Source organism: Pinisolibacter sp., assembly GCF_036782435.1.
Taxonomy (GTDB): domain Bacteria; phylum Pseudomonadota; class Alphaproteobacteria; order Rhizobiales; family Ancalomicrobiaceae; genus CALBKH01.
Genome location: NZ_DAIPZB010000017.1, coordinates 66,436 through 86,891, shown reverse-complemented (window position 1 = coordinate 86,891; position 20,456 = coordinate 66,436). Strand labels below are relative to the sequence as shown.

General features: G+C 68.7%; 16 protein-coding genes. 12 read left to right on the top strand and 4 right to left on the bottom strand.

Annotation, left to right across the window (positions count from 1 at the left end):
• The 7 genes from V7Q42_RS09600 to serA form a co-directional block, all read left to right on the top strand.
• Window positions 1–1,201: ATP-dependent metallopeptidase FtsH/Yme1/Tma family protein (locus tag V7Q42_RS09600; protein ID WP_333823794.1), on the top strand; the 1,201-nt coding region annotated here is incomplete at its 5' end.
• A gap of 513 nt (window positions 1,202–1,714) precedes the next feature.
• Window positions 1,715–3,070 carry a nucleobase:cation symporter-2 family protein gene (locus tag V7Q42_RS09595; RefSeq protein ID WP_333823793.1) on the top strand — a complete coding sequence of 452 codons (1,356 nt, stop codon included), beginning with the start codon at window positions 1,715–1,717 and terminating at the stop codon, window positions 3,068–3,070.
• A gap of 170 nt (window positions 3,071–3,240) precedes the next feature.
• Entirely contained in the window at window positions 3,241–4,587 is a 1,347-nt protein-coding gene (gene glmM / locus V7Q42_RS09590) for a phosphoglucosamine mutase (RefSeq protein ID WP_333823792.1), read from the top strand.
• Window positions 4,588–4,809: 222 nt separating this feature from the next.
• Window positions 4,810–5,589, top strand: a complete 780-nt coding sequence (locus V7Q42_RS09585) for an outer membrane protein (RefSeq protein ID WP_333823791.1) — start codon at window positions 4,810–4,812, stop codon at window positions 5,587–5,589.
• A 219-nt stretch (window positions 5,590–5,808) separates the two neighbouring features.
• Window positions 5,809–6,675, top strand: coding sequence for an outer membrane protein (locus V7Q42_RS09580; protein ID WP_333823790.1), 867 nt, complete (start codon window positions 5,809–5,811; stop codon window positions 6,673–6,675).
• A gap of 213 nt (window positions 6,676–6,888) precedes the next feature.
• Window positions 6,889–8,055 carry a phosphoserine transaminase gene (locus tag V7Q42_RS09575; RefSeq protein WP_333823789.1) on the top strand — a complete coding sequence of 389 codons (1,167 nt, stop codon included), beginning with the start codon at window positions 6,889–6,891 and terminating at the stop codon, window positions 8,053–8,055.
• A 276-nt stretch (window positions 8,056–8,331) separates the two neighbouring features.
• Entirely contained in the window at window positions 8,332–9,918 is a 1,587-nt protein-coding gene (serA, locus tag V7Q42_RS09570; protein WP_333823788.1) for a phosphoglycerate dehydrogenase, read from the top strand.
• A gap of 55 nt (window positions 9,919–9,973) precedes the next feature.
• Here the strand turns inward: serA and V7Q42_RS09565 are convergent, their stop codons facing one another.
• Window positions 9,974–11,788 carry an ABC-F family ATP-binding cassette domain-containing protein gene (locus tag V7Q42_RS09565; RefSeq protein WP_333823787.1) on the bottom strand — a complete coding sequence of 605 codons (1,815 nt, stop codon included), beginning with the start codon at window positions 11,786–11,788 and terminating at the stop codon, window positions 9,974–9,976.
• Between the two features lie 298 nt (window positions 11,789–12,086).
• On the opposite strand from V7Q42_RS09565, the gene V7Q42_RS09560 reads away from it, so the two are divergent.
• The 3 genes from V7Q42_RS09560 (at window position 12,087) to V7Q42_RS09550 (ending at window position 14,453) form a co-directional block, all read left to right on the top strand.
• Window positions 12,087–12,617, top strand: a complete 531-nt coding sequence (locus V7Q42_RS09560; RefSeq protein WP_333823786.1) for a DUF2852 domain-containing protein — start codon at window positions 12,087–12,089, stop codon at window positions 12,615–12,617.
• Between the two features lie 250 nt (window positions 12,618–12,867).
• Complete coding sequence (locus V7Q42_RS09555; RefSeq protein WP_333823785.1) at window positions 12,868–13,437, top strand: PadR family transcriptional regulator; 570 nt, start codon at window positions 12,868–12,870, stop codon at window positions 13,435–13,437.
• Window positions 13,438–13,535: 98 nt separating this feature from the next.
• Window positions 13,536–14,453, top strand: a complete 918-nt coding sequence (locus V7Q42_RS09550) for an EamA family transporter (protein WP_333823784.1) — start codon at window positions 13,536–13,538, stop codon at window positions 14,451–14,453.
• 158 nt (window positions 14,454–14,611) lie between these two features.
• Here V7Q42_RS09550 and V7Q42_RS09545 read toward each other — a convergent pair whose 3' ends face one another.
• From V7Q42_RS09545 to V7Q42_RS09535, 3 genes are all read right to left on the bottom strand, one after another.
• The gene (locus tag V7Q42_RS09545) at window positions 14,612–16,066 is read right to left on the bottom strand and encodes a hypothetical protein (RefSeq protein WP_333823783.1); all 1,455 of its coding nucleotides are present in this window, start codon (window positions 16,064–16,066) and stop codon (window positions 14,612–14,614) included.
• Between the two features lie 4 nt (window positions 16,067–16,070).
• Window positions 16,071–17,048: a DUF6384 family protein gene (locus V7Q42_RS09540; protein ID WP_333823782.1), complete on the bottom strand. Its 978-nt coding sequence runs from the start codon at window positions 17,046–17,048 to the stop codon at window positions 16,071–16,073.
• A 122-nt stretch (window positions 17,049–17,170) separates the two neighbouring features.
• Entirely contained in the window at window positions 17,171–18,352 is a 1,182-nt protein-coding gene (locus tag V7Q42_RS09535; protein WP_333823781.1) for a cell surface protein, read from the bottom strand.
• Window positions 18,353–18,683: 331 nt separating this feature from the next.
• Here V7Q42_RS09535 and V7Q42_RS09530 point away from each other — a divergent pair, with 331 nt between their 5' ends.
• On the top strand, window positions 18,684–19,874 hold the full coding sequence (locus tag V7Q42_RS09530) for an MFS transporter (protein ID WP_333823780.1): 1,191 nt from the start codon (window positions 18,684–18,686) through the stop codon (window positions 19,872–19,874).
• Between the two features lie 283 nt (window positions 19,875–20,157).
• Entirely contained in the window at window positions 20,158–20,454 is a 297-nt protein-coding gene (locus V7Q42_RS09525; RefSeq protein WP_333823779.1) for a DUF2849 domain-containing protein, read from the top strand.
• Window positions 20,455–20,456 lie beyond the last annotated feature (2 nt).

The following is a 20,456-nucleotide window of genomic DNA, read 5'->3' as shown; positions in this document are numbered from 1 at the left end:
CAAGAAGAACGCCCCCTGCATCATCTTCATCGACGAGATCGACGCGGTCGGCCGCCATCGCGGCGCCGGCCTCGGCGGCGGCAACGACGAGCGCGAGCAGACGCTGAACCAGCTGCTCGTCGAGATGGACGGCTTCGAGCAGAACGAAGGCATCATCATCATCGCCGCCACCAACCGGCCCGACGTGCTCGACCCGGCGCTGCTGCGCCCCGGCCGCTTCGATCGCCAGATCACCGTGCCCAACCCGGACGTCAACGGCCGCGAGAAGATCCTCAAGGTCCACGTCCGCAAGGTCCCGGTCGCCCCCGACGTCGACCTGCGCATCCTCGCCCGCGGCACCCCCGGCTTCTCCGGCGCCGACCTGATGAACCTCGTCAACGAGGCGGCCCTGCTCGCGGCGCGGCGCAACAAGCGCCTCGTCACGATGGCCGAGTTCGAGGACGCCAAGGACAAGGTCATGATGGGCGCCGAGCGCAAGTCGATGGCCATGTCGGAGGAGGAGAAGCGGCTCACCGCCTATCACGAGGCCGGTCACGCCATCGTCGGCCTCACCGTGCCGGCGGGCCTGCCCGTCCACAAGGCGACGATCATCCCGCGCGGCCGCGCGCTCGGCATGGTCAAGTTCCTGCCCGAGGGCGACCGCTATTCGATGAAGTACAAGGAATACACCTCGCATCTCGCCGTCGCCATGGGCGGCCGCGTCGCCGAGGAGATCGTCTTCGGCAAGGAGAACATCACCTCCGGCGCCGTCGGCGACATCGATCAGGCGACCAAGATGGCCCGCGCCATGGTCACTCGCATGGGCTTTTCCGACGAGCTCGGCCTCGTCGCCTATGGCGAGAACCAGGACGAGGTCTTCCTCGGCATGTCGATGGGCCGCCAGCAGAACGTCTCCGAGGCCACCGCCCAGAAGATCGACCGCGAGGTCCGTCGTCTCATCGAAGAGGCCTACGAGGAGGCCAAGCGCATCCTCACCGAGCGCCACGACGAGCACATCAGGCTCGCCGAAGCGCTGCTCGAATACGAGACGCTCACCGGCGACGAGATCAAGGATCTGCTCGCCGGCAACCCGCCGCGCCGCGACGGCGGCGACGGCGAGACCGCCGCGCCCTCCCGCTCCTCGGCCGTCCCCCCGGCCGGCTCCAAGCGCGCGCCCGACGGCGGCGAACCGGAAGGCGGCCCGGTGCCGCAGCCGAGCTGAGCGGATCGCACGACGATCGACGACCCCCGACGCCCGCGACGACCTCGCGGGCGTCTTCGTATCCGCCGAACGAACCCTCGGCCCGCGCGGCCGCCCACCCGACACCGCATCGGGCAGCTTGACCGATCGTGGTGAGCTCGAGTTACAAGGCCCCGCTTCGCCCGGCACCTCACCACGAAGCGTCTGCGCTCACCGCCCGGTCTCCCATGCTTCATGGTGAGGTGCCGGCCACAGGCCGGCCTCGAACCATCGCGCACCGGCTTCGACGCGATCGCTCCCTCACCGGACGCCCCCTCACCGCCCGTAGGCAGCGAACGACGCTCTTCTTCCCCCGACACCGTCGCCGCCGCGACATTTCCCCCACAGCGCGTTCGCACGCCGAAATTCCGTGCGATCGGCGACGCCGATCCGGAAAATCACTTGCGCGGCGACTGGACTCGCCCTTGCATGCAGGAACGGGCGTGCGAACCCGAAGGCGGGCTCGCCGAACCCGATGCGGGGGGACAAGAACACATGTCGGACCAGATTTCCGCCGTCGACGAACGGCTGCCGCTGCCTCGCCTGTCGGCGCTCGGCCTGCAACACGTGCTGGTGATGTACGCCGGCGCGGTGGCGGTGCCTCTGATCGTCGGTCGCGCCCTGAAACTGCCGCCGGAACAGGTGGCGATGCTGATCAGCGCCGATCTCTTCGCCGGCGGCCTCGTCACCCTGTTGCAGGCCTGGGGCGCGCCGGGCGTCGGCATCCGCCTGCCCGTCATGATGGGCGTCACCTTCGCCGCCGTCGGCCCGATGATCGCCATCGGCACCAACCCGGAACTTGGCCTCCTGGCGATCTACGGATCGGTCATGGTCTCCGGCCTCTTCGGTGTGCTGATCGCACCTTTCGTGAGCAGATTGCTGCCGCTCTTCCCGCCGGTGGTCACCGGCACGATCATCACCGTGATCGGCATCTCGTTGATGCGCGTCGGCGTCAACTGGGCGGCCGGCGGCATCGGCAACCCCAATTTCGGCTCGCCGCTCTATCTCGGCATGGCGCTCTTCGTGCTCGTGGTGATCCTGGCGGTGACCAAGTGGGGCAAGGGCTTCGTCGCCAACATCGCCGTGCTGATCGGCATCGTCGTCGGATGCGCGGTCGCGGCACTCCTCGGCCAGATGCATTTCGCCAAGGTCGCGGCGGCACCGTGGTTCGGCATCATCACGCCCTTCCAGTTCGGCATGCCCGTCTTCGACATCGGCGCCATCGTCACCATGTGCCTGGTGATGATCGTGGTGATGATCGAATCGACCGGCATGTTCCTGGCACTCGGCGAGATGACCGGCACGAAGGTCGATCCCGCCCGCCTGACCAAGGGCCTGCGCGCCGATGGTCTCGGCACCTTCATCGGCGGCGTCTTCAACACCTTCCCCTACACCTCCTTCTCGCAGAACGTCGGTCTCGTCGGCGTCACCGGCGTCCGCTCCCGTTGGGTGGCGGTGGCCGGCGGCTTCATCATGCTGGCGCTCGGCCTGATGCCGAAACTGTCGGCGCTGGTCGAATCGGTGCCGCAGTTCGTGCTCGGCGGCGCCGGCCTGTGCATGTTCGGCATGGTGGCGGCGACCGGCATCCGCATCCTCGCCGACGTCGACTTCAAGGTTCAGCGCAACAACCTGCTGATCGTCGCCATCTCGATCGGCTTCGGCATGATCCCGTTGGTGGCGCCGAAGTTCTTCGAACACATGCCCAAGGCGATCTCGCCGTTGCTCGAGTCCGGCATCCTGCTCGCCTCGATCGTCGCGGTGATCCTCAACGCCTTCTTCAACGGCCTGAAGGGCGAGGCCGAGGCGCTCGCCGAAGCCACCGCCGCCGGCGAGGCGGCCGAACACGTCTGAGCGACCGATCCGCGCGACGAGAACCCGCCCGCCCGCGCCCCGCGGGCGGGTTCTTCGTCGTCCGGCTTCGCCTTCTCGCCGCGGCGGTGCTATAGGGATCGCCGAACGACGGAGAGACCCGCGTGGCCGTGGCGGCGGCCGGAGCGGTGGAAGCAGGGGACCGACGCACGATGGCGCGGAAATATTTCGGAACCGACGGCATTCGCGGACGCGCCAACAAGTGGCCGATCACCCCCGACATCGCCATGAAGGTGGCGATGAGCGTCGGCCTCGCCTTCCGCCGGGGCGGCCACCGCCACCGCGTCGTCATCGGCAAGGACACCCGCCTCTCCGGCTACATGATCGAGATGGCGATGGTCGCCGGCTTCACCGCCGTCGGCGTCGACGTGTTCATGACCGGTCCGATCCCGACCCCCGCCGTGGCGATGCTGACGCGCTCCCTGCGCTGCGATTTCGGCGTCATGATCTCCGCCTCGCACAACGCCTATCAGGACAACGGCATCAAGATCTTCGGACCGGACGGCTACAAGCTCTCCGACGAGATCGAACTCGAGATCGAGCGCCTGATCGACGAGGACCTCACCGAGCGCCTCGCCGAGAGCGCCGACCTCGGCCGCGCCAAGCGCATCGACGGCGTCGACGACCGCTACATCGAATTCGCCAAGCGCACCCTGCCGAAGAACATGTCGCTCTCCGGCCTGCGCGTCGTCGTCGACTGCGGCAACGGCGCCGCCTATCGCGTCGCGCCCCAGGCCCTGTGGGAACTGGGCGCCGAGGTGATCCGCGTCGGCGTCGAGCCGGACGGCTACAACATCAACCGCGACTGCGGCTCGACCGCACCGGCGGTGTTGCAGAAGAAGGTCCACGAGGTGCGCGCCGACATCGGTATCGCGCTCGACGGCGACGCCGATCGCGTCATCATCGTCGACGAGAAGGGCCGGATCGTCGACGGCGACCAGCTGATGGCGGTGGTGGCCGAGAGCTACGCGAGCGACGGCCTGCTGTCGCGCCCCGGCGTCGTCGCCACCGTGATGTCGAATCTCGGCCTGGAGCGCCGTCTCGCCGGCCTCGGCATCGACCTCGTCCGCACCAGGGTCGGCGACCGCTACGTCGTCGAGGAGATGCGCTCCGGCGGCTACAACGTCGGCGGCGAGCAGTCCGGCCACATCGTGCTGTCCGACCATTCCACCACCGGCGACGGCCTGGTCGCCGCTCTGCAGCTTCTCTCGGTGGTCAAGCGCTCCGAAAAGCCGGTTTCCGAGATCTGCCACCGCTTCGACCCGGTGCCGCAGATCCTCGAGAACGTCCGCATCCGCGGCGGCCGCCCCCTCGACGACGAGACCGTCAAGGCCGCCATCCGCTCGGGTGAGGCTCGTCTCGCCGGTTCGGGCCGCCTGGTGATCCGCGCCTCCGGCACCGAACCGCTGATCCGCGTCATGGGTGAAGCCGACGACGCCGACCTGCTGCGCGACGTGGTCGCCGAGATCGTCGGCACTCTCGGCCGCGTCACCGCCTGAGCCACCCCCTCCCCCGACCGTCCCTCGCCCGGCACCATACTATGCCGGGCGCCCGAGGCTCGGCGCCGACCGGACGGCGCCCGGCCCGTTTAAGATTTCGTTGAGCATGTTTTTCGTGGTTAAAGAATACGGTTAAGCGACGCTTAATGTTTCCCTGCGATGGTCTCCTCGTTCCGGTCGACATCTTCGGTCGATCGACGTGTTTCGAGTGGGAACATCGCCATGCGCCACGTCCGATCTCTCATTCTCGCCTGTCTCGCCGTCACCGCTCCGGGTGTGGCCTTCGCCGCCGACATGCCTTGGGGGCGCGGCCCGGTGGTCGTCTCCGAGCGCGGTCCGCAGGAAGAGGAGATCGGGACCGGTTGGTACCTGCGCGGCGACATCGGCTTCTCCCGCGCCACCGCGCCGTCGATGACCATGGGCGCCACGCCCTTCTCCGACGTCGGCCGTGACGGCTCCTTCGTCTACGGCGGCGGCTTCGGCTACAAGTTCAACGAGTGGTTCAGGGCCGACCTCACCGTCGATCAGATCTCTTCCTACGGCCTGAAGCATCGCATCGGCTCGGTCGGCTGCTTCGCCGTCGACACCTGCACCGTCGATCGCAAATTCGACGGCACGGTCGTGCCGATGCTGGCCAACGCCTACGTCGACCTCGGCAACTGGTGGGGCTTCTCCCCCTACGTCGGCGGCGGCGTCGGCGTGTCGCGCATGCGCACCGGTGGGGCCTTCACCTACACCGACACCACCACCGCCGCGACCGTCACCACCGTGGCGAACACCCACGTCAAGTGGTCTCCGACCTTCGCGGCGATGGCGGGCCTGACCGTCGATCTCGGCTCCGGCCTGCAGCTCGACGCGGGTTATCGCTACCTCTGGCTCTCCGAGGGGGCGACCGGAACGATGGCCCAGACCGGCGCCGGCGGTGTCGTACCGGCCACCGTCGAACTCAAGAACTCCGGCTTCCATCAGGCGCGGATCGGCCTGCGTTACTTCGTCTATTGAGCCGCCGAAGTATCGAACGGGGGGCGGTTCGGATGTTCGGTAGGAAAGGACGTGCCTCTTCGTGCCCCATCTCGTGATCTCGGCATGGTTAGCGCGATGTGTCGAAGTCGACGGGAGCTTTACCGGAAATTAACCACGATCGTGCTCAGATCGGCACGAGCCATTCGAGTAGACGGGGATCGCTTCGGTGATCCGACGACAGCAGACGGGATTGAACCCATGACCAGGATCTCGATTCACCTGATGGCCGCTGCGGCCGTCCTCGGCCTCCCGGCGGTCGCGCAAGCGGCCGACATGGGCGGTCCCTTCCGGGCTCCGTCCGTGGTGCAGCCGATCGCCGAAGTCGGATCTTCCGGCGGCTGGTATCTGCGCGGCGACGTCGGCATCGGCATCAACACCGTGCCGAAGTTCTCGTCGACCGGATCGGCCGGCATCGACGCCAACCCGGCCGCCTCGTGGCTCGCTCGCGACATCAACGACACGCCCTTCATCGGCGCCGGTGTCGGCTACCAGTTCACCGACTACCTGCGCGGCGACATCACCGCCGAGTATCGGTCGAGCACCCGCTTCCGCGCCAATGCCGCCTACCCGCGCGGCGCCGGCGACACCGCCTATCCCTATTACGACGGCGACCTCACCTCGACCGTCATCCTGGCCAACGGCTATGTCGATCTCGGCAACTACAACGGCCTGACGCCCTACGTCGGCGCCGGTGTCGGCATGGCCTACAACAAGATGGGCAACGTCTATCAGCACACCTCCTTCCCGGCCTTCGGCACCTATGCCGACGGTGTGCTCGGTTCCTCGAGCAAGTGGAACGTCGCCTGGGCGCTGCACACCGGCGTCAGCTGGGACGTCAACCCGCGCCTCAAGCTCGAAATGGGCTACTCCTACAAGAACCTCGGCAAAGTCGGCTCCGGCGAACTGCGCTGCAACGAAGCCGGCGGCGTCGTGACCAACTGCAACGAGTGGCTCAAGCTCAAGAACCTCGCCACCAACGACCTGCGCATCGGCATGCGCTGGCTCCTGAACCCGGTCGAGCCGAAGCAGGTCGCCTATTCGGCTCCGGTGATCGCCAAGTACTGAGGTCCGCTTCGTTCGGACGACGAGGGCGCGGAACCGCGGGTTCCGCGCCCTTCGTCTTTTGCGATGCCTCCGCGACGGCGCCGCTGCGCCCTGCGACCAAATATTCTCGCCATCTGCCACTTCGTCGTTGATTCCCGCGCCCGCCATCGCTACGAGCGTCGGCGGGACACCCCTCCCCACCGAAGGGCGCCCATCTGAAAGGATGGTACACATATGACGACGTCTGCTCGCCCGGCCACGAAGCCGGCCTGCCCGAACTTCTCCTCCGGCCCCTGCGCCAAGCGCCCCGGTTGGACCGTCGAAGCCCTGAAGGGCGCCCTCACCGGCCGTTCGCATCGCGCCAAGCCGGGTAAGGCCAAGCTCCAGCTCGCCATCGATCTCACCCGCGACGTGCTCGGCGTTCCCGCCGACCACAAGATCGGCATCGTCCCCGCCTCCGACACCGGCGCGGTCGAGATGGCGCTGTGGTCGATGGCCGGCGCCCGCGGCCTCGACATGCTCGCCTGGGAATCCTTCGGCGAAGGCTGGGTGACCGACGTCCAGAAGCAGCTGAAGCTCGAAGACGTGCGCGTCTTCAAGGCGCCCTACGGCGAGCTGCCCGACCTCTCGGCCGTCGACACGAAGACCCGCGACGTCGTCTTCACCTGGAACGGCACCACCTCGGGCGTCCGCGTCCCGAACGCCGACTGGATCGCCGCCGATCGCGAAGGCCTCACTTTCTGCGACGCGACCTCGGCCGCCTTCGCCATGGACCTCGACTGGTCGAAGCTCGACGTCGTCACCTTCTCCTGGCAGAAGGTCCTCGGCGGCGAGGCGGCGCACGGCATGCTGATCCTCTCCCCGCGCGCGGTGGAGCGGCTCGAGAGCTACAAGCCGGCGTGGCCGCTGCCCAAGATCTTCCGCATGACCAAGGGCGGCAAGCTGATCGACGGCATCTTCGTCGGCGAGACCATCAACACCCCGTCGATGATCGCGGTCGAGGACTATGTCGACGCGCTCCAGTGGGCGAAGTCGGTCGGCTCGTTGAAGGGCCTCATCGCCCGCGCCGACGCCAACACCAGGGCGATCGCCGACTGGGTGGCCGCCTCGAAGACCTTCGCCTTCCTGCCGAAGGTCGAAGCGACCCGCTCCAACACCTCGGTGTGCCTGTCGATCGTCGACGCCGATGTCGTCGCCAAGGGCCCCGAAGCGGTCGGCAAGGTCGCCAAGGCGATCGTCTCGCTCCTCGACAAGGAGGGCGTCGCCTACGACATCGGCGCCTATCGCGACGCCCCGGCCGGCCTGCGCATCTGGTGCGGCGCCACCGTCGAGACCGCCGACGTGAAGGCGCTCACCGCCTGGCTCGACTGGGCGCTGGCCGAAGCCAAGGCCGCGGCCTGACGACCCCGAGGCCCGGTTCCTTCGCCCTTCGAGGCTCGGCGCAGGCCGAACACCTCGGGTGAAGGAACCTCCTCGACGACCCGCGGGAACCGATGTTTCTCGTGCCGTCGTCCCCACCACTCCCCGCCCCGATCCGCTCGGGGCATCGGAAGGACCGGCCTCGCGACCGACGGGGCGGAGCGTCCTTCATGGTGAGGTGCCCGCGGAACGCGGGCCTCGAACCACGAAGGGCGCGGTCCACCGGCGCGATCCCCCTGCTTCTTCGAGGACCTCACCATGGCTCCGCGCGTTCTGATTTCCGACTCGATGTCCCCCGCCGCCGTCCAGATCTTCAAGGATCGCGGCGTCGAGGTCGACTACCTGCCCGCTCTCGGCAAGGACAAGGAGAAGCTCGCCGAGGTGATCGGCGACTACGACGGCCTCGCCATCCGCTCGGCGACCAAGGTCACCGCCAAGCTGCTCGAGAAGGCGACCCGCCTCAAGGTCATCGGCCGCGCCGGCATCGGCGTCGACAACGTCGACATCCCCGCCGCCTCCGCCAAGGGCGTCATCGTCGAGAACACTCCCTTCGGCAACTCGATCACCACCGCCGAGCACGCCATCGCGCTGATGTTCGCGGTCGCCCGCGAGATCCCCGCCGCCGACGCCTCCACCCAGGCCGGCAAGTGGGAGAAGAACCGCTTCATGGGCGTCGAGATCACCGGCAAGACGCTCGGCATCATCGGCTGCGGCAACATCGGCGCCATCGTCGCCGAGCGCGGCATCGGCCTGAAGATGCGCGTCGTCGCCTTCGATCCGTTCCTATCGCCCGAGCGCGCCGCCTCGCTCGGCGTCGAGAAGGTCGAACTCGACGAGCTTCTGAAGCGCGCCGACTTCATCACGCTCCACACGCCGCTCACCGAGAAGACCCGCAACGTCCTCTCCGCCGAGAACCTCGCCAAGTGCAAGAAGGGCGTGCGCATCGTCAACTGCGCCCGCGGCGGCCTCGTCGACGAAGTGGCGCTGCGCGCCGCCCTCGATTCGGGCCACGTCGCCGGCGCCGGTTTCGACGTCTTCGTCGAGGAACCGGCCACCACCAACCCGCTCTTCGGCCACCCCAACGTCGTCTGCACGCCGCACCTCGGCGCCTCGACCAACGAGGCCCAGGAGAACGTCGCCCTGCAGGTCGCCGAACAGCTCTCCGACTACCTCCTCACCGGCGCCGTCACCAATGCCCTCAACATGCCGTCGGTTTCGGCGGAAGAGGCGCCGAAGCTGATGCCGTTCGTCCGTCTCGCCGAACTCCTCGGCTCCTTCGCCGGCCAGCTCACCGAGACCGGCCTCGTCGGCGCGCGCATCGAGTACGAGGGCGAAGTCGCCGAGATGAACACCCGCGCCCTCGGCGCGGCGGCGCTCGCCGGCCTGCTGAAGCCGCAGCTCGACGCGGTGAACATGGTCTCCGCCCCGGTCATGGCCAAGGAGCGCGGCATCGCCGTCGAGGACGTGCGGCGCGAATCGGCCGGCACCTACGACAGCCTGATCCGACTGACGGTGAAGACCGAACGCCAGGAGCGCTCGGTCGCCGGCACCGTCTTCGCCGACGGCAAGCCGCGCATCGTCGAGATCAAGGGCATCCAGATGGACGCCGAGTTCCAGCCCTCGATGCTCTACATCACCAACAAGGACAGGCCGGGCTTCATCGGCCGTCTCGGCACTCTGCTCGGCGAAGCGGGCGCCAACATCGCCACCTTCGCCCTCGGCCGCAAGGCGGCGGGCGAGGACGCGATCTGCCTGATCGCCATCGACGGTCCGGTGTCGGACGAACTGCTGGCTCGGGTCGCCGCCCTCGACGGCGTCGTCCACGCCCAGCGTCTGGCGTTCTGATCGGCCCGGCGCTTCGCCGAAGTTTCGCGGCGGCGAGGGCGACCTCGCCGCCGTTTCAGCTTTCCAGCTCTTCCTTGAGCATCTCCAGCGCCAACCACTCGTCCTCGGCGGCCGAGAGCGCCTGCGTCTTCTCGTCGACGGCCTTGGAGACCCGGTCGAACCGCTTGGGGTCGCGCGCATAGAGATCGGGATCGGCGAGGAGGGCGTGCAACTCGCCGAGTTCCTTCTGCAACGCCTCGATCCTGCCCGGTAGGGTCTCCAGCGCGTGCTTCTCCTTGAAGGAGAGCCGTCGCCGCTTCTTCGCCTCGTCGCGCGCCGGCGCTGAGGCCGATTTCTCCACCTTCGGCGCAGTTTCCGGCTTGTCGACCCTGCGGGCGGCGACGCCGGCCCCGCGCTGGGCGATCATGTCCGAATAGCCGCCGGCATATTCGACCCAGCGGCCGCTGCCCTCCGACATGATGACCGACGAGCACACCCGATCGAGGAAATCGCGGTCGTGGGAGACGACCAGCACGGTGCCGGGGTAGTCGCCGAGCATCTCCTCGAGCAGGTCGAGCGTCTCGAGATCGAGATCGTTGGTCGGCTCGTCGAGCACCATGAGGTTCGACGGCTTGGCCAGCGCCCGCGCCAGCATCAGCCGTCCCCGCTCGCCGCCCGACAGCACGCCGACCGGCGTGTTCGCCTGTTCCGGCGGGAACAGGAAGTCTTTCATGTAGGAGACGACGTGGCGCATCTCGGCGCCGACGCGGACATGATCGCCGCTGCCGCCCGACAGCGTCTCCTTGAGGGAGGCGTTCGGGTCGAGCGCTTCGCGCTTCTGATCGAGCGTCACCATCTCGACGCCGAAGCCGATCTTCACCGACCCGGCGTCGGGCGCGAGCGTGCCCGTCAGGAGGCCGAGCAGCGTCGACTTGCCGGCGCCGTTCGCCCCGACGACGCCGATGCGGTCGCCGCGCGCCACGCGCAGCGAGAAGTCGACGACGATCGGCCGATCCCAGGCCTTGGCGACGCTCCTCGCCTCGATGACCAGCTTGCCGGACTGCTCCGCCTCGGCGATGCCCATCTTCACTTCGCCCTGGACGCGGCGCTCGGTCTTGCGGCGGTCGCGCAAGGTGCCGAGCGCGGCGAGGCGGCGCTGGTTGCGCTTGCGCCGCGCCGTCACGCCGTAGCGGAGCCAGTCCATCTCCATGGCGATCTTGCGATCGAGCTTGTGGCGCTCCTTTTCCTCGAGCTCGAGCAATTCGTCGCGCCACGCTTCGAAGGCGGAGAAGCCGCGATCCATCCGCCGGGTGCGGCCGCGATCGAGCCAGATGGTGGCGCGCGACAGGGTCTCCAGGAAGCGCCGGTCGTGCGAGATCAGCACCAGCGCCGACTTCATCGACTTCAGCTCCGCTTCCAGCCACTCGATCGCCGGCAGATCGAGGTGGTTGGTCGGTTCGTCGAGGAGCAGCACGTCCGGCTCCGGCGCCAGCACCCGAGCGATGGCGGCGCGGCGGATCTCGCCGCCCGACAGCGTCTTCGGATCCTCGTCGCCATGGAGCCCGAGATCCTCGAGCAGGCGCTGCGCCCGATAGGGGTCGTCACCGGGGCCGAGGCCCGCTTCGACATAGGCGAGCGTCGTGGCGAAACCCGAGAGATCCGGCTCCTGCGGCAGATAGCGGACGGTGACGCCCGACTGCACGACGCGCTCGCCGCCGTCGGCCTGGAGAATGTCGGCGGCGACCTTCAGGAGCGTCGACTTGCCCGAGCCGTTGCGCCCGACGAGGCAGAGCCGATCGCCCTCGTGCACCATCATTTCGGCGCCGTCGAGGAGCGGCGCGCCGCCGAAGGTGAGGGTGACGTCGCGGAGGGTGAGAAACGGTGCGGCCATGGCGCCCGATCTAGCCGATCGGAGGCGGAAAGGCCATGCCTCGCGGGCAGACGTGGCGTTCGCTCGCAGGTCCGCGGACGACGTCCCCCTCGATGCGTCGCCCCGAGTGCACTTCGCGCCTCCCTGCCTCTCCACACCGCAGCACCTGCGCCCGCCGCGCCGCGCCTCCGCCGCCCACCGCATTACCGATCTTTAATACGATGCTTCTTGAAAAAGATATATCTTATGTTAGATAGGAAGCATCCGATATATCTCGAAGACGAGATGTCGGTTTCGAATTCCTCAGAGAGGTGCTCTCATGCCCCATCCCGAACATGCCCGTGGTCCGGGCTTCTCCCCCGATCAGGCGCCCGACGGCGGCGCGGAAGCCTTCCGTCACGGCCGTGGACGCTGCTGCCACGGTGGTCCGCGCTGGCCGCTCGCCGCTGCCGCGGTCGGCGGAGCCTTCTGGCTCTTCCCGCCGCTCGGCGTCGCCTCCCTCGCCTATCTGGCGATGCGCAACGGCCGTCACGGTCGCGGTGAAGGCTCCGGCGAGGGCTTCGGCCCCGATTTCGCCGGCGGCGGACGTCATCGTGGTCGCCACGGGTTCCGCGGTTTCGGCGGCTTCGGCGGCGGTCGCCGTCGCGGCTGGTCGAGCGGCAACGCCGCCTTCGACGAGGCCCGCGCCGAGACCTGGCGCCGGCTCGAAGAGGAGGCAGAGGCCTTCGACGACTTCCGCCGCCGCGAGCGCATGGCCCGCGACCGCGAGGTCTACGATCGCTTCCGCGGCGAACGCGCCGCCGCCCCGGAAGCGCCGAAGACGCCGGACGACGGCGGCCCGACCGCCTGAGGTCGCCGCACGCGGCTCCACCCGAGCCGCACGGTGAGCGTGAAGGCCGGATCGACCTCGTGCGATCCGGCCGAGATCCGCCGAACCGGAACGCTCCGGTCCGGCATCACCCCCGAGCCCCCCGAGCGGCGCCTCCGGCCCACATGAGCCGGAGGCGCCGCGCGTGCGTTCGGTTTTCCTTCCGCTCCCACGGCGTGCTATCGATGGTGCGGCCCGCGAGGGACGCACCAGACGAGGACGATTCGACGAGATGCGGTCACGCTTCTGTGGACCCGGCGGCGGTGAGGACGACGACGAGGAGACCGGCTTCGGCGGTCCCTTCGGCGGCTTCTTCGGCCGCCATCGCGGCGGGCCCTTCGCCCGGCGCCGGGGGCGTCGCGTCTTCGATTCCGGTGCGCTGCGCCTCGTCGTCCTCGGCCTCATCGGCGAAGAACCACGCCACGGCTACGACATCATCAAGGACCTGAAGCAGCGCTTCCAGGGCGCCTATGCGCCGAGCCCGGGCGCCATCTATCCGATGCTGCAGCTGCTCGAGGACGCCGGCCTCGTCACCTCCGAATCGCGCGGCCTCAAGCGCCTCTACACCATCACCCGCGCCGGCCGCGCCTATCTCGAAGAGAGCCGCGACGAACTCGATCGCATCCGCGCCCAGATCGACGAGGCCGCCGCCCCGATCGGCGAGGTGGCGATCGGCGAGGCGATCCGCGACTTCCGCGCCGCCCTCTACGCCCGCATGCGCCGCGGCACCCTCGACGAGGAGCAGGCCCGTCGCCTACGCGACATCCTCACCGAAGCGCGCGCCAAGATCGAGAAATTGTGAGGCCGCCGTCGCGCGATTCACGGCTGGCCCGCGCCGGCGACGGCGACGACGCCCGGCGCTTCGTGTAGGAAGGCTCCTCCTCCCTCTCGGATGTTCCGATGTTCGCCTCGCTGTGGATCTTCTCCACCATCGTCGCCGCCGGCGCGCAGTCGCTCAGGAACGCGCTTCAGCGTGGCCTGACCGTCTCCCTCGGCACCCTCGGCGCCACCCACGTGCGCTTCCTCTTCGGCCTGCCCTTCTCGATCCTCTTCCTGATGATCGCGGTGGCGGCGACCGGCGCCTCGCCCGCGCCGAGTCTCGGCTTCTGGGGTTGGGCGACGCTCGGCGGGCTCGGCCAGATCGCCGCCACCGCCTGCATGCTGCATGCGATGCGCGACCGCTCGTTCCTGGTGACCATCGCCTACACCAAGACCGAACCGGTCCAGGTGGCGCTCTTCGGCATCGCCTTCCTGCACGAGGTCCCCGGCCCGATGGTGGTCATGGCCATCGTCGCCGCGACCATCGGCGTGATGATCATGTCTTGGCCGAAACCGGGGGCGAAAGGCGGGCTCGTCGAGGGCGAGGGCGGCCGCGCCGCGATGATCCGCGCCGCCGTACTCGGCAGCGCCGCCGGCGGCTTCTTCGGCATCGCCGCGGTGTTCTTCAAGAAGGCGATCCTCACCTCGGGCACCGAGAACTTCTTCGTCGCCTCCGCGACCGCGCTCGTCGCCTCGCTCGCCATTCAGACGGCGGTGCTCACCCTGTGGCTCCTGGCGGCCGACCGGCGCGTGCTCGCCGAGATCTTCCGCCAGTGGCGGCCGTCTGTCTCCGCCGGCTTCCTCGGCGCCTTCGCCTCGCAATGCTGGTTCATCGGCTTCGCCACCGCGCCGGTGGCCGCCGTGCGAACGCTGGGTCTGGTCGAGATCTTCTTCGCTCAGGTGCTGTCGCGCAGCCTGATGAAGGAACGCCCGTCGAAACGCGAACTCGTCGGCATCGCCCTTCTGGTGATCGGCGTCGTGCTGGTGTTGCAGGCCTGATCGGTCCGGCTCCGTTGGGCGGAAAGAGCCGCAGGCGAAATCCGCCGGCGGCGTATCCGGGTCGACCGACATCCGGTGCAGAGGCGACTATCGCCGCTTTCCGGCTCGGCCGGTGCAATTCGCCGGCGGCTCGTCGCACCCGACGGCCGCGGTCTTTCTCAGAACCCGCCGCCGGTGTCCGATCCGCCGTCGCCGCCGAAGCCGCCACCGGTGGAGAAGCCGCCGCCGTCACCGCCGAAACCGCCGGACGATCCGCCGCCGCCCCACGACCCGCCGTCGTTGCCGCCGCTCCACCAGCCTCCACCGCCGCCGAACGTGTCGCCGGAGCGTCGGTGCGGCGCCTGATAGCCGCCGAGGATCACCCGCCACAACTCGGGGCTCGCGATGATGCCGCCGATGATGCCGCCGATGACGTTGCCGAGCATCGACTCGTTGTTGAAGGTGACGCCCGGCCGATCGTAGCCGGAACGATGGAAGCGGTCGCGGGTCTCCTCGAGTTCGCCGCGCCGCCGCGCGATCTCGCGGATCGTCGCCCGCGTCTCGGCGATCTCGGCTTCCGCATGGGCGATCGCTTCGCCGTAGTCCTGGATGTGCTGGACGATCTTCTCGTCCTCGGGCGTCCGCGTCTCGTAGGCCTGGGCCCACAGCGTCTGGATGTCGGTCGAGGCGAGGCTCTCGGCGACGCCCTCCATGGCGCGGGCGATCTCGGGATCGTCGCCGCCGACCAGGGCGCCGTGGCTGGCGTCGAGGGCGGCGAGATCGCCCTGCATCGAGGCGATACCGGCGTTGCCGGCCTCGATCTCCGCCTTGACCCGGGCGAATTCCGCCTCGAGCGCGACGATGCCGTCGGCCTCCAGCGCGGCGCGTTCGATCGCCGTGCGCTTCGCCACTTCCTCGGCGACCGCCGCCGCCTTGCGATCGGAATGCTCGCGCAGCCGCAAGGGGATCTCCAGCAGCATGGCGTAGTTCGGCCGTGCTTCGATGAAGCCGCAGACCTTCGCCACCTTGCGATCGAAGAAGCGGACGAACGGCCCGGCCGCATATTTCGACGTGCCGAAGCCGTTGGCCCACAGATACATGAAGAGCTTGTCGGCTTCGTAGGGCTTGCCCTTCTCGGCCCGATCCGCCTCGGCCTGGTCGGCCTTGGCGTCGGCCTTGCGGGCGACCTCCTCCGCCGCCGCGACCTTCTCGTTCGCCGCCTGCCACTCGCGCTCCGACGCCAGTCGCTCCTGGGTTCCGGCGCGCAGATCGTCCATGCGGGCGATCACGTCCTCGAGCCGGCCGGCGACGCCGTGGCGCTCGGCCTGCGCCTTCTTCAACGATCTGGTCGCTTCCGCCCGGCGCTGCTGGATCTCCTCGAGCGCCGCCCGCTTCTCGGCGAGCACCTTGAGCGCCTCGCGCTCGGCCCGGTCGAGCGAGAAGGACACCTTCTCGCCGGAGAAGGCGTCGAGGCGAACGCGGGCGAGCGCCCGGTAGGCCTCGGCCTGTTCGAAGCGCAGCCGTTCGGCCTGATTGGTGACCGAGGCCAGCGTCGCATCGAGACGGTTCTCGTCGTCGCGAACTTCGGCGATGGCGTTTTCGATCTGGAGGAGCGCGTCGCGTCCGGAAATCATGATGTCACCACTTGGTGATGGCGCCGGTCTGAACCGGCATGGCCCAACGGACGGCGATCTCGCCGCGACGCTTCTCGCCGAGACGCGGATTCTGGATGATGCCGTCGTCCTGCTTGTCGCGCGCCACCTGGTCGTAGGTCGCCTGCGGCACGCGCTGGCCCCACATCGTCACCTTGGAGGTCGACTGATCCTCCTCGCTGGTGATCGACCGCTCGAGCGCCCGCCCGTCCGGCCCGATCGCCTCGACGACGAGGTAGTGGTTGCGCACCCCGGGCTTGTTGTTGGGCACGCGGAACACGCCGGAGCGCACACCCTGGCGAGAGACGATCCGCACCTCGTAGGCCTCGCGCAGCGTCGCGGTCAGCTCGTCGAGATCGGTGATGGCGGCCTTGACGGCCAGCGCGTCCTTGCGCGCCAGAGCCGCCTCGCCGACCCCGGCGACCTCGGTGGCCCTGGCCTTGGCGTCGGCGATCTTCGCTTCGTCGAGCGCCGTCTGCTTCGCCTTGGTCAGCGCCGCCGGAAGGGTCTGGGTGATCTCGATGCGCGCCGCCTCCGCCTCGCGAGCGGAGCGACCGAGGACGAAATAGTTGAACGCCCCGCCGACGATCACCAGCGCCAGAAGCCCGCCGCCGATGATCTTCGACCAGCGGCCACGCTCGACCCACATGGTGGCCATCGTCCGCGACAGGCTCGGCGGCGCCGGCGTGTAGACGAAGCGGCTCTCTTCGAGCGCCTTCACCCCCTGCTCGACGATCGAGTCCGGCACCTCGATGCCCTGGCTCGCGTAGATCTGCTTCAGCCGCTTGACGAGTTCGGCCTTGCGGACGTCGTCGTCGAGCTCCTTCAGCGCCAGGTTCTCCTGATGCCGCAGCGTGTCGACGACGTCCATGGCGAGCATGAGATCGTCGAGCTTCTGCGGAACGGGCGGTGGCGCGGCGAGCGGCGGGATCGCGGTCGACGAAGTCGCGGTGACATCGGTCATGGAGAATGCGCCTCGTGCCGAAGCCCGGCGACGACGCGCCGGGACGGGCGGTTCCGGTCCCGCCCGCGAAGGGCGGAAGCGAGGAGCCGGAGATCGACGGACGACCTCCGGCTCGACGAGCCTCAGCCCTTCGGGGCTTCGAGCGTGTTGCCTTCGACGATCAGCCGGGCGATGCGGCGCTTGCCGTCTTCGACCGCGTCGCGGATCTCGGCCGAGTTCTTGGTCGAGAGGTCGCGCATCTCGGCGATGATCTCGGTCGAGCGCTCCTGGAAGTTGACGACCGAGTCGACCAGCTTCTTGACCGCGTCGGCGCGGATCGTCGGGCCGTAGCCGGCGCGCACCGCCGACTCCTGGACCTTGTCGCCGATTTCGGCCAGCGTCTCGAGGCTCTTCGACACGCCCTCCTTCATGGCGTTCAGCGTCTCGGTCGCCTCGTGCAGACCGAACATGCCTGTGAACGAGGCCTTGAGCGCCGTCAGCACCGAGTCGTTGGTCGAGAAGAAGCTCACCGCCTGCTGATAGACGCGCTCCTTGGCGTTGGTCGTCTGCATCAGACGCGCCATGATGACCTCGGACGTGTTGTAGCCGATGGTCAGGTTGTCGGAGAGGTCCTTGGCGATCTGATAGCGCTTCTCCTCGTCCTGGGTGCGACGGACGTGCTCGTCGCGCACCATCTCGAGGCGCGCCTTCTCGGCCGCTTCGGTTCCCTGGTAGTCGGCGACCGCCTTGCCGGCGGCATCGAGCGCCTGCTTGGCGACGTCCCACTTGCCCTCGGCGGTCTTCAACACTTCGAGCGCCAGCACCTCGGCCTGCTTCAGCGCGCCACGGTAATCGCGATAGCTCTCGAGGATGACGCCCTCGCGCTGGATCTGGTTCTTGGTCTCCTTGGACACCTCGAGGTAGGTCGCACGGATCTTGTCGAAGCGATCGGCGATGTCGCCGCGCGACAGCTTCATCCAGGCGTTGGTCGCCCGCTCGAAGATGTCGATCTTCCCGTCGGCGACCTGGTCGACCATCTTCTTGGCGTCGTCGCGGATCGAATCGAAACCGGCGGTGATCTGCTTGTAGCGCTCACCGATCTCCATGCCGGCGATCTGGTTGCGCACCACCTCGTTGAACACCTCGGTCTGGCCGAGGGTACGGGTGATGACGACGATCTTGTCCGGTTCGAGATCCGAGATCTTCTCGAGCAGCCCGACGATCGGCGCGTCCTGCGTCGCCGCCGGCGCGAGGCCGAGATCGCGCAACGCTCCCATGGCCTTGTCGAGATACTGCATCGGGGTCTTGATGATGACGTCGGACACGGGGAGATCTCCCTGGTTCATGGAGGGCGGCCGAACCGCCCGTGAGGGTCGACGGCGGACCGGACCGGTCGGCCGTCGCGACAGGTGGTGATCGCCTGCCCCTCCCGCCAGAGGGGGGACGCAATTCTCGTGGCAGTCGTCGTCGACATTTCGATGACGTCGCGTGACCACCCGCGTCCGAAGCGGCGAGGGGGAGAATGACACAACATCCCGAAGGACGAAACGCCGTCGCCGGCACGAATTCCGACGCACCCCTGCCTCGCACGGCCGAGATGGCAAGCTTCGCGGCCTCGGGTATCTTCAATCGATTCGAGCAGGAAAGCCCGCGCAAGTGCCCACCCTCGTCGTTCTCGTCTTCGGTTACCTCCTCTCCCAGTTCTATCGCTCGTTCCTCGCCGTAATCGCGCCGGAACTGGCCGCCGACGTCCACCTCGGCCCGGCCGAACTCGGGGTCGTCTCCGCCGCCTTCTTCGCCGCCTTCGCCGTCGTGCAACTGCCGATCGGCGCCTCGCTCGATCGTTTCGGCGCTCGCCGCACGGTGGCGATCCCGATGCTCTCGGCGGTGACCGGCGCCACCGTCTTCGCGCTCGCCCGCGAGCCGTGGCATTCGGTCACCGGCATGGCGCTGATCGGCTTCGGCTGCGCCCCGATCTACATGGGAGCCTTGTGGGTGATCGGCCGGACCACGACCCCGGCGCGCTTCGCCCTGTGGTCTTCGGCGATCGTCGGCATCGGCTCGCTCGGCAATCTCGCCGCCGCCACGCCGCTGGCCGCCGCCGCCACCGCCTTCGGTTGGCGCACCACCATGCTCGGCATCGCCGCGGCGACGCTGCTGTCGGCGTTTCTCGTCTTCCTGGTGGTGAAGGAGCCGCCGCCCGCGCCGCCGCACGACACCGATCGGCCGAAGCCGAGCATCGGCGAGGTCTTCCGGATCCGCGAGCTGTGGCCGCTCTATCCGATCGCCCTCGTCTCCTATCCGATCGTGGTGGCGATCCGCGGTCTCTGGGTCGGCCCCTACTTCTCCCAGGTCCACGGCCTCGCCCCGGTCGAGCGCGGCAACGCCGTCTCCATCATGGTCTTCGCCATGATCGCCGGCGCCTTCTTCTACGGCCCGCTCGATCGCTGGTTCGGCACGCGCAAATGGGTGGTGGTCGCCGGCACGCTCGCCACCCTGGTCGGGCTCGGCGCTCTCGCCCTCGCGCCGACCATGCCGGTGCTGCCGGCCGCGGCGATGTTCGGGGTGATCGGCGGCGTCGGCCTGACCTACGGCGTCATGATGGCGCACGCCCGCGCCTTCCTGCCGACGCCGGTGCTCGGCCGCGGCCTCACCTTGATGAACATGTTCATCATCGGCGGCGCCGCGATCCTCCAGCCGCTGTCCGGCGCCTTCATGGAGAAATCGCTGGCCGCCGGCATGACCCCGGCCGCCGCCCACGGCGCCCTCTACGGCGCCTTCGCCGTGGCGCTGGCCGCCTCGCTCGTCGTCTACCTCGTCTCGCGCGACGCCAAACCGGTCACCTGAACGACGCCGACAAGTATTCGTAGATCGAAAGATACGAATATGGCGAAGTAGGAGCTGCACCCGATCGCCGCGCCGGGTAGTCGCAACCCGGTCGGCTGATCGTTCGGAGTGCAGAACGCCCCTCGTTCTTCGAATTCCGCCGACCTGCGGAAAGTTTTCTCCACCTCGCCGTCGATTCGCAATCGCGAACGGCGCGGACCCGCGCGTCCTCTCCTAGAACATCTCGACGTGACGGAAAGCCTCCGAGCTCCGTCCGACGTCACGGTTCGCCAGGAGAGCCCCCATGCAGGTCGTCACCGCCAATCGCCTGATCGATGGCCGGGTCGTGTTCCGCGATGCCGCCGGCCGTTGGTGCGAGGCCTTCGCCGCCGCAGCCGCCCTCGAAGCCGCCGCCACGACGCAAGCCGTCGCCGAGAGCGCCCGCGACGTCGCCGCCCGTCTGATCGTCGACCCCTACGCGGTCGACGTGGTCGCCACGCCCGCCGGCCTCACCCCGACGAGCATGCGCGAGCGGATCCGCGCCGGCGGCCCGACCTCGGGCTCGGAAGTCGCCGCCCCCCGTCTCGATCGCGCCGCCTGAGC

Excerpts from the sequence above, each read along its gene's own strand:
- V7Q42_RS09575 (WP_333823789.1), top strand. The coding sequence starts at position 6,889 with ATGACGACGTCTGCTCGCCCGGCCACGAAGCCGGCCTGCCCGAACTTC.
- V7Q42_RS09565 (WP_333823787.1), bottom strand. The coding sequence starts at position 11,788 with ATGGCCGCACCGTTTCTCACCCTCCGCGACGTCACCCTCACCTTCGGC.
- V7Q42_RS09580 (WP_333823790.1), top strand. The coding sequence starts at position 5,809 with ATGACCAGGATCTCGATTCACCTGATGGCCGCTGCGGCCGTCCTCGGC.
- V7Q42_RS09525 (WP_333823779.1), top strand. The coding sequence starts at position 20,158 with ATGCAGGTCGTCACCGCCAATCGCCTGATCGATGGCCGGGTCGTGTTC.
- glmM (WP_333823792.1), top strand. The coding sequence starts at position 3,241 with ATGGCGCGGAAATATTTCGGAACCGACGGCATTCGCGGACGCGCCAAC.
- V7Q42_RS09545 (WP_333823783.1), bottom strand. The coding sequence starts at position 16,066 with ATGATTTCCGGACGCGACGCGCTCCTCCAGATCGAAAACGCCATCGCC.
- V7Q42_RS09555 (WP_333823785.1), top strand. The coding sequence starts at position 12,868 with ATGCGGTCACGCTTCTGTGGACCCGGCGGCGGTGAGGACGACGACGAG.
- V7Q42_RS09585 (WP_333823791.1), top strand. The coding sequence starts at position 4,810 with ATGCGCCACGTCCGATCTCTCATTCTCGCCTGTCTCGCCGTCACCGCT.
- V7Q42_RS09595 (WP_333823793.1), top strand. The coding sequence starts at position 1,715 with ATGTCGGACCAGATTTCCGCCGTCGACGAACGGCTGCCGCTGCCTCGC.
- V7Q42_RS09560 (WP_333823786.1), top strand. The coding sequence starts at position 12,087 with ATGCCCCATCCCGAACATGCCCGTGGTCCGGGCTTCTCCCCCGATCAG.
- V7Q42_RS09540 (WP_333823782.1), bottom strand. The coding sequence starts at position 17,048 with ATGACCGATGTCACCGCGACTTCGTCGACCGCGATCCCGCCGCTCGCC.
- serA (WP_333823788.1), top strand. The coding sequence starts at position 8,332 with ATGGCTCCGCGCGTTCTGATTTCCGACTCGATGTCCCCCGCCGCCGTC.
- V7Q42_RS09550 (WP_333823784.1), top strand. The coding sequence starts at position 13,536 with ATGTTCGCCTCGCTGTGGATCTTCTCCACCATCGTCGCCGCCGGCGCG.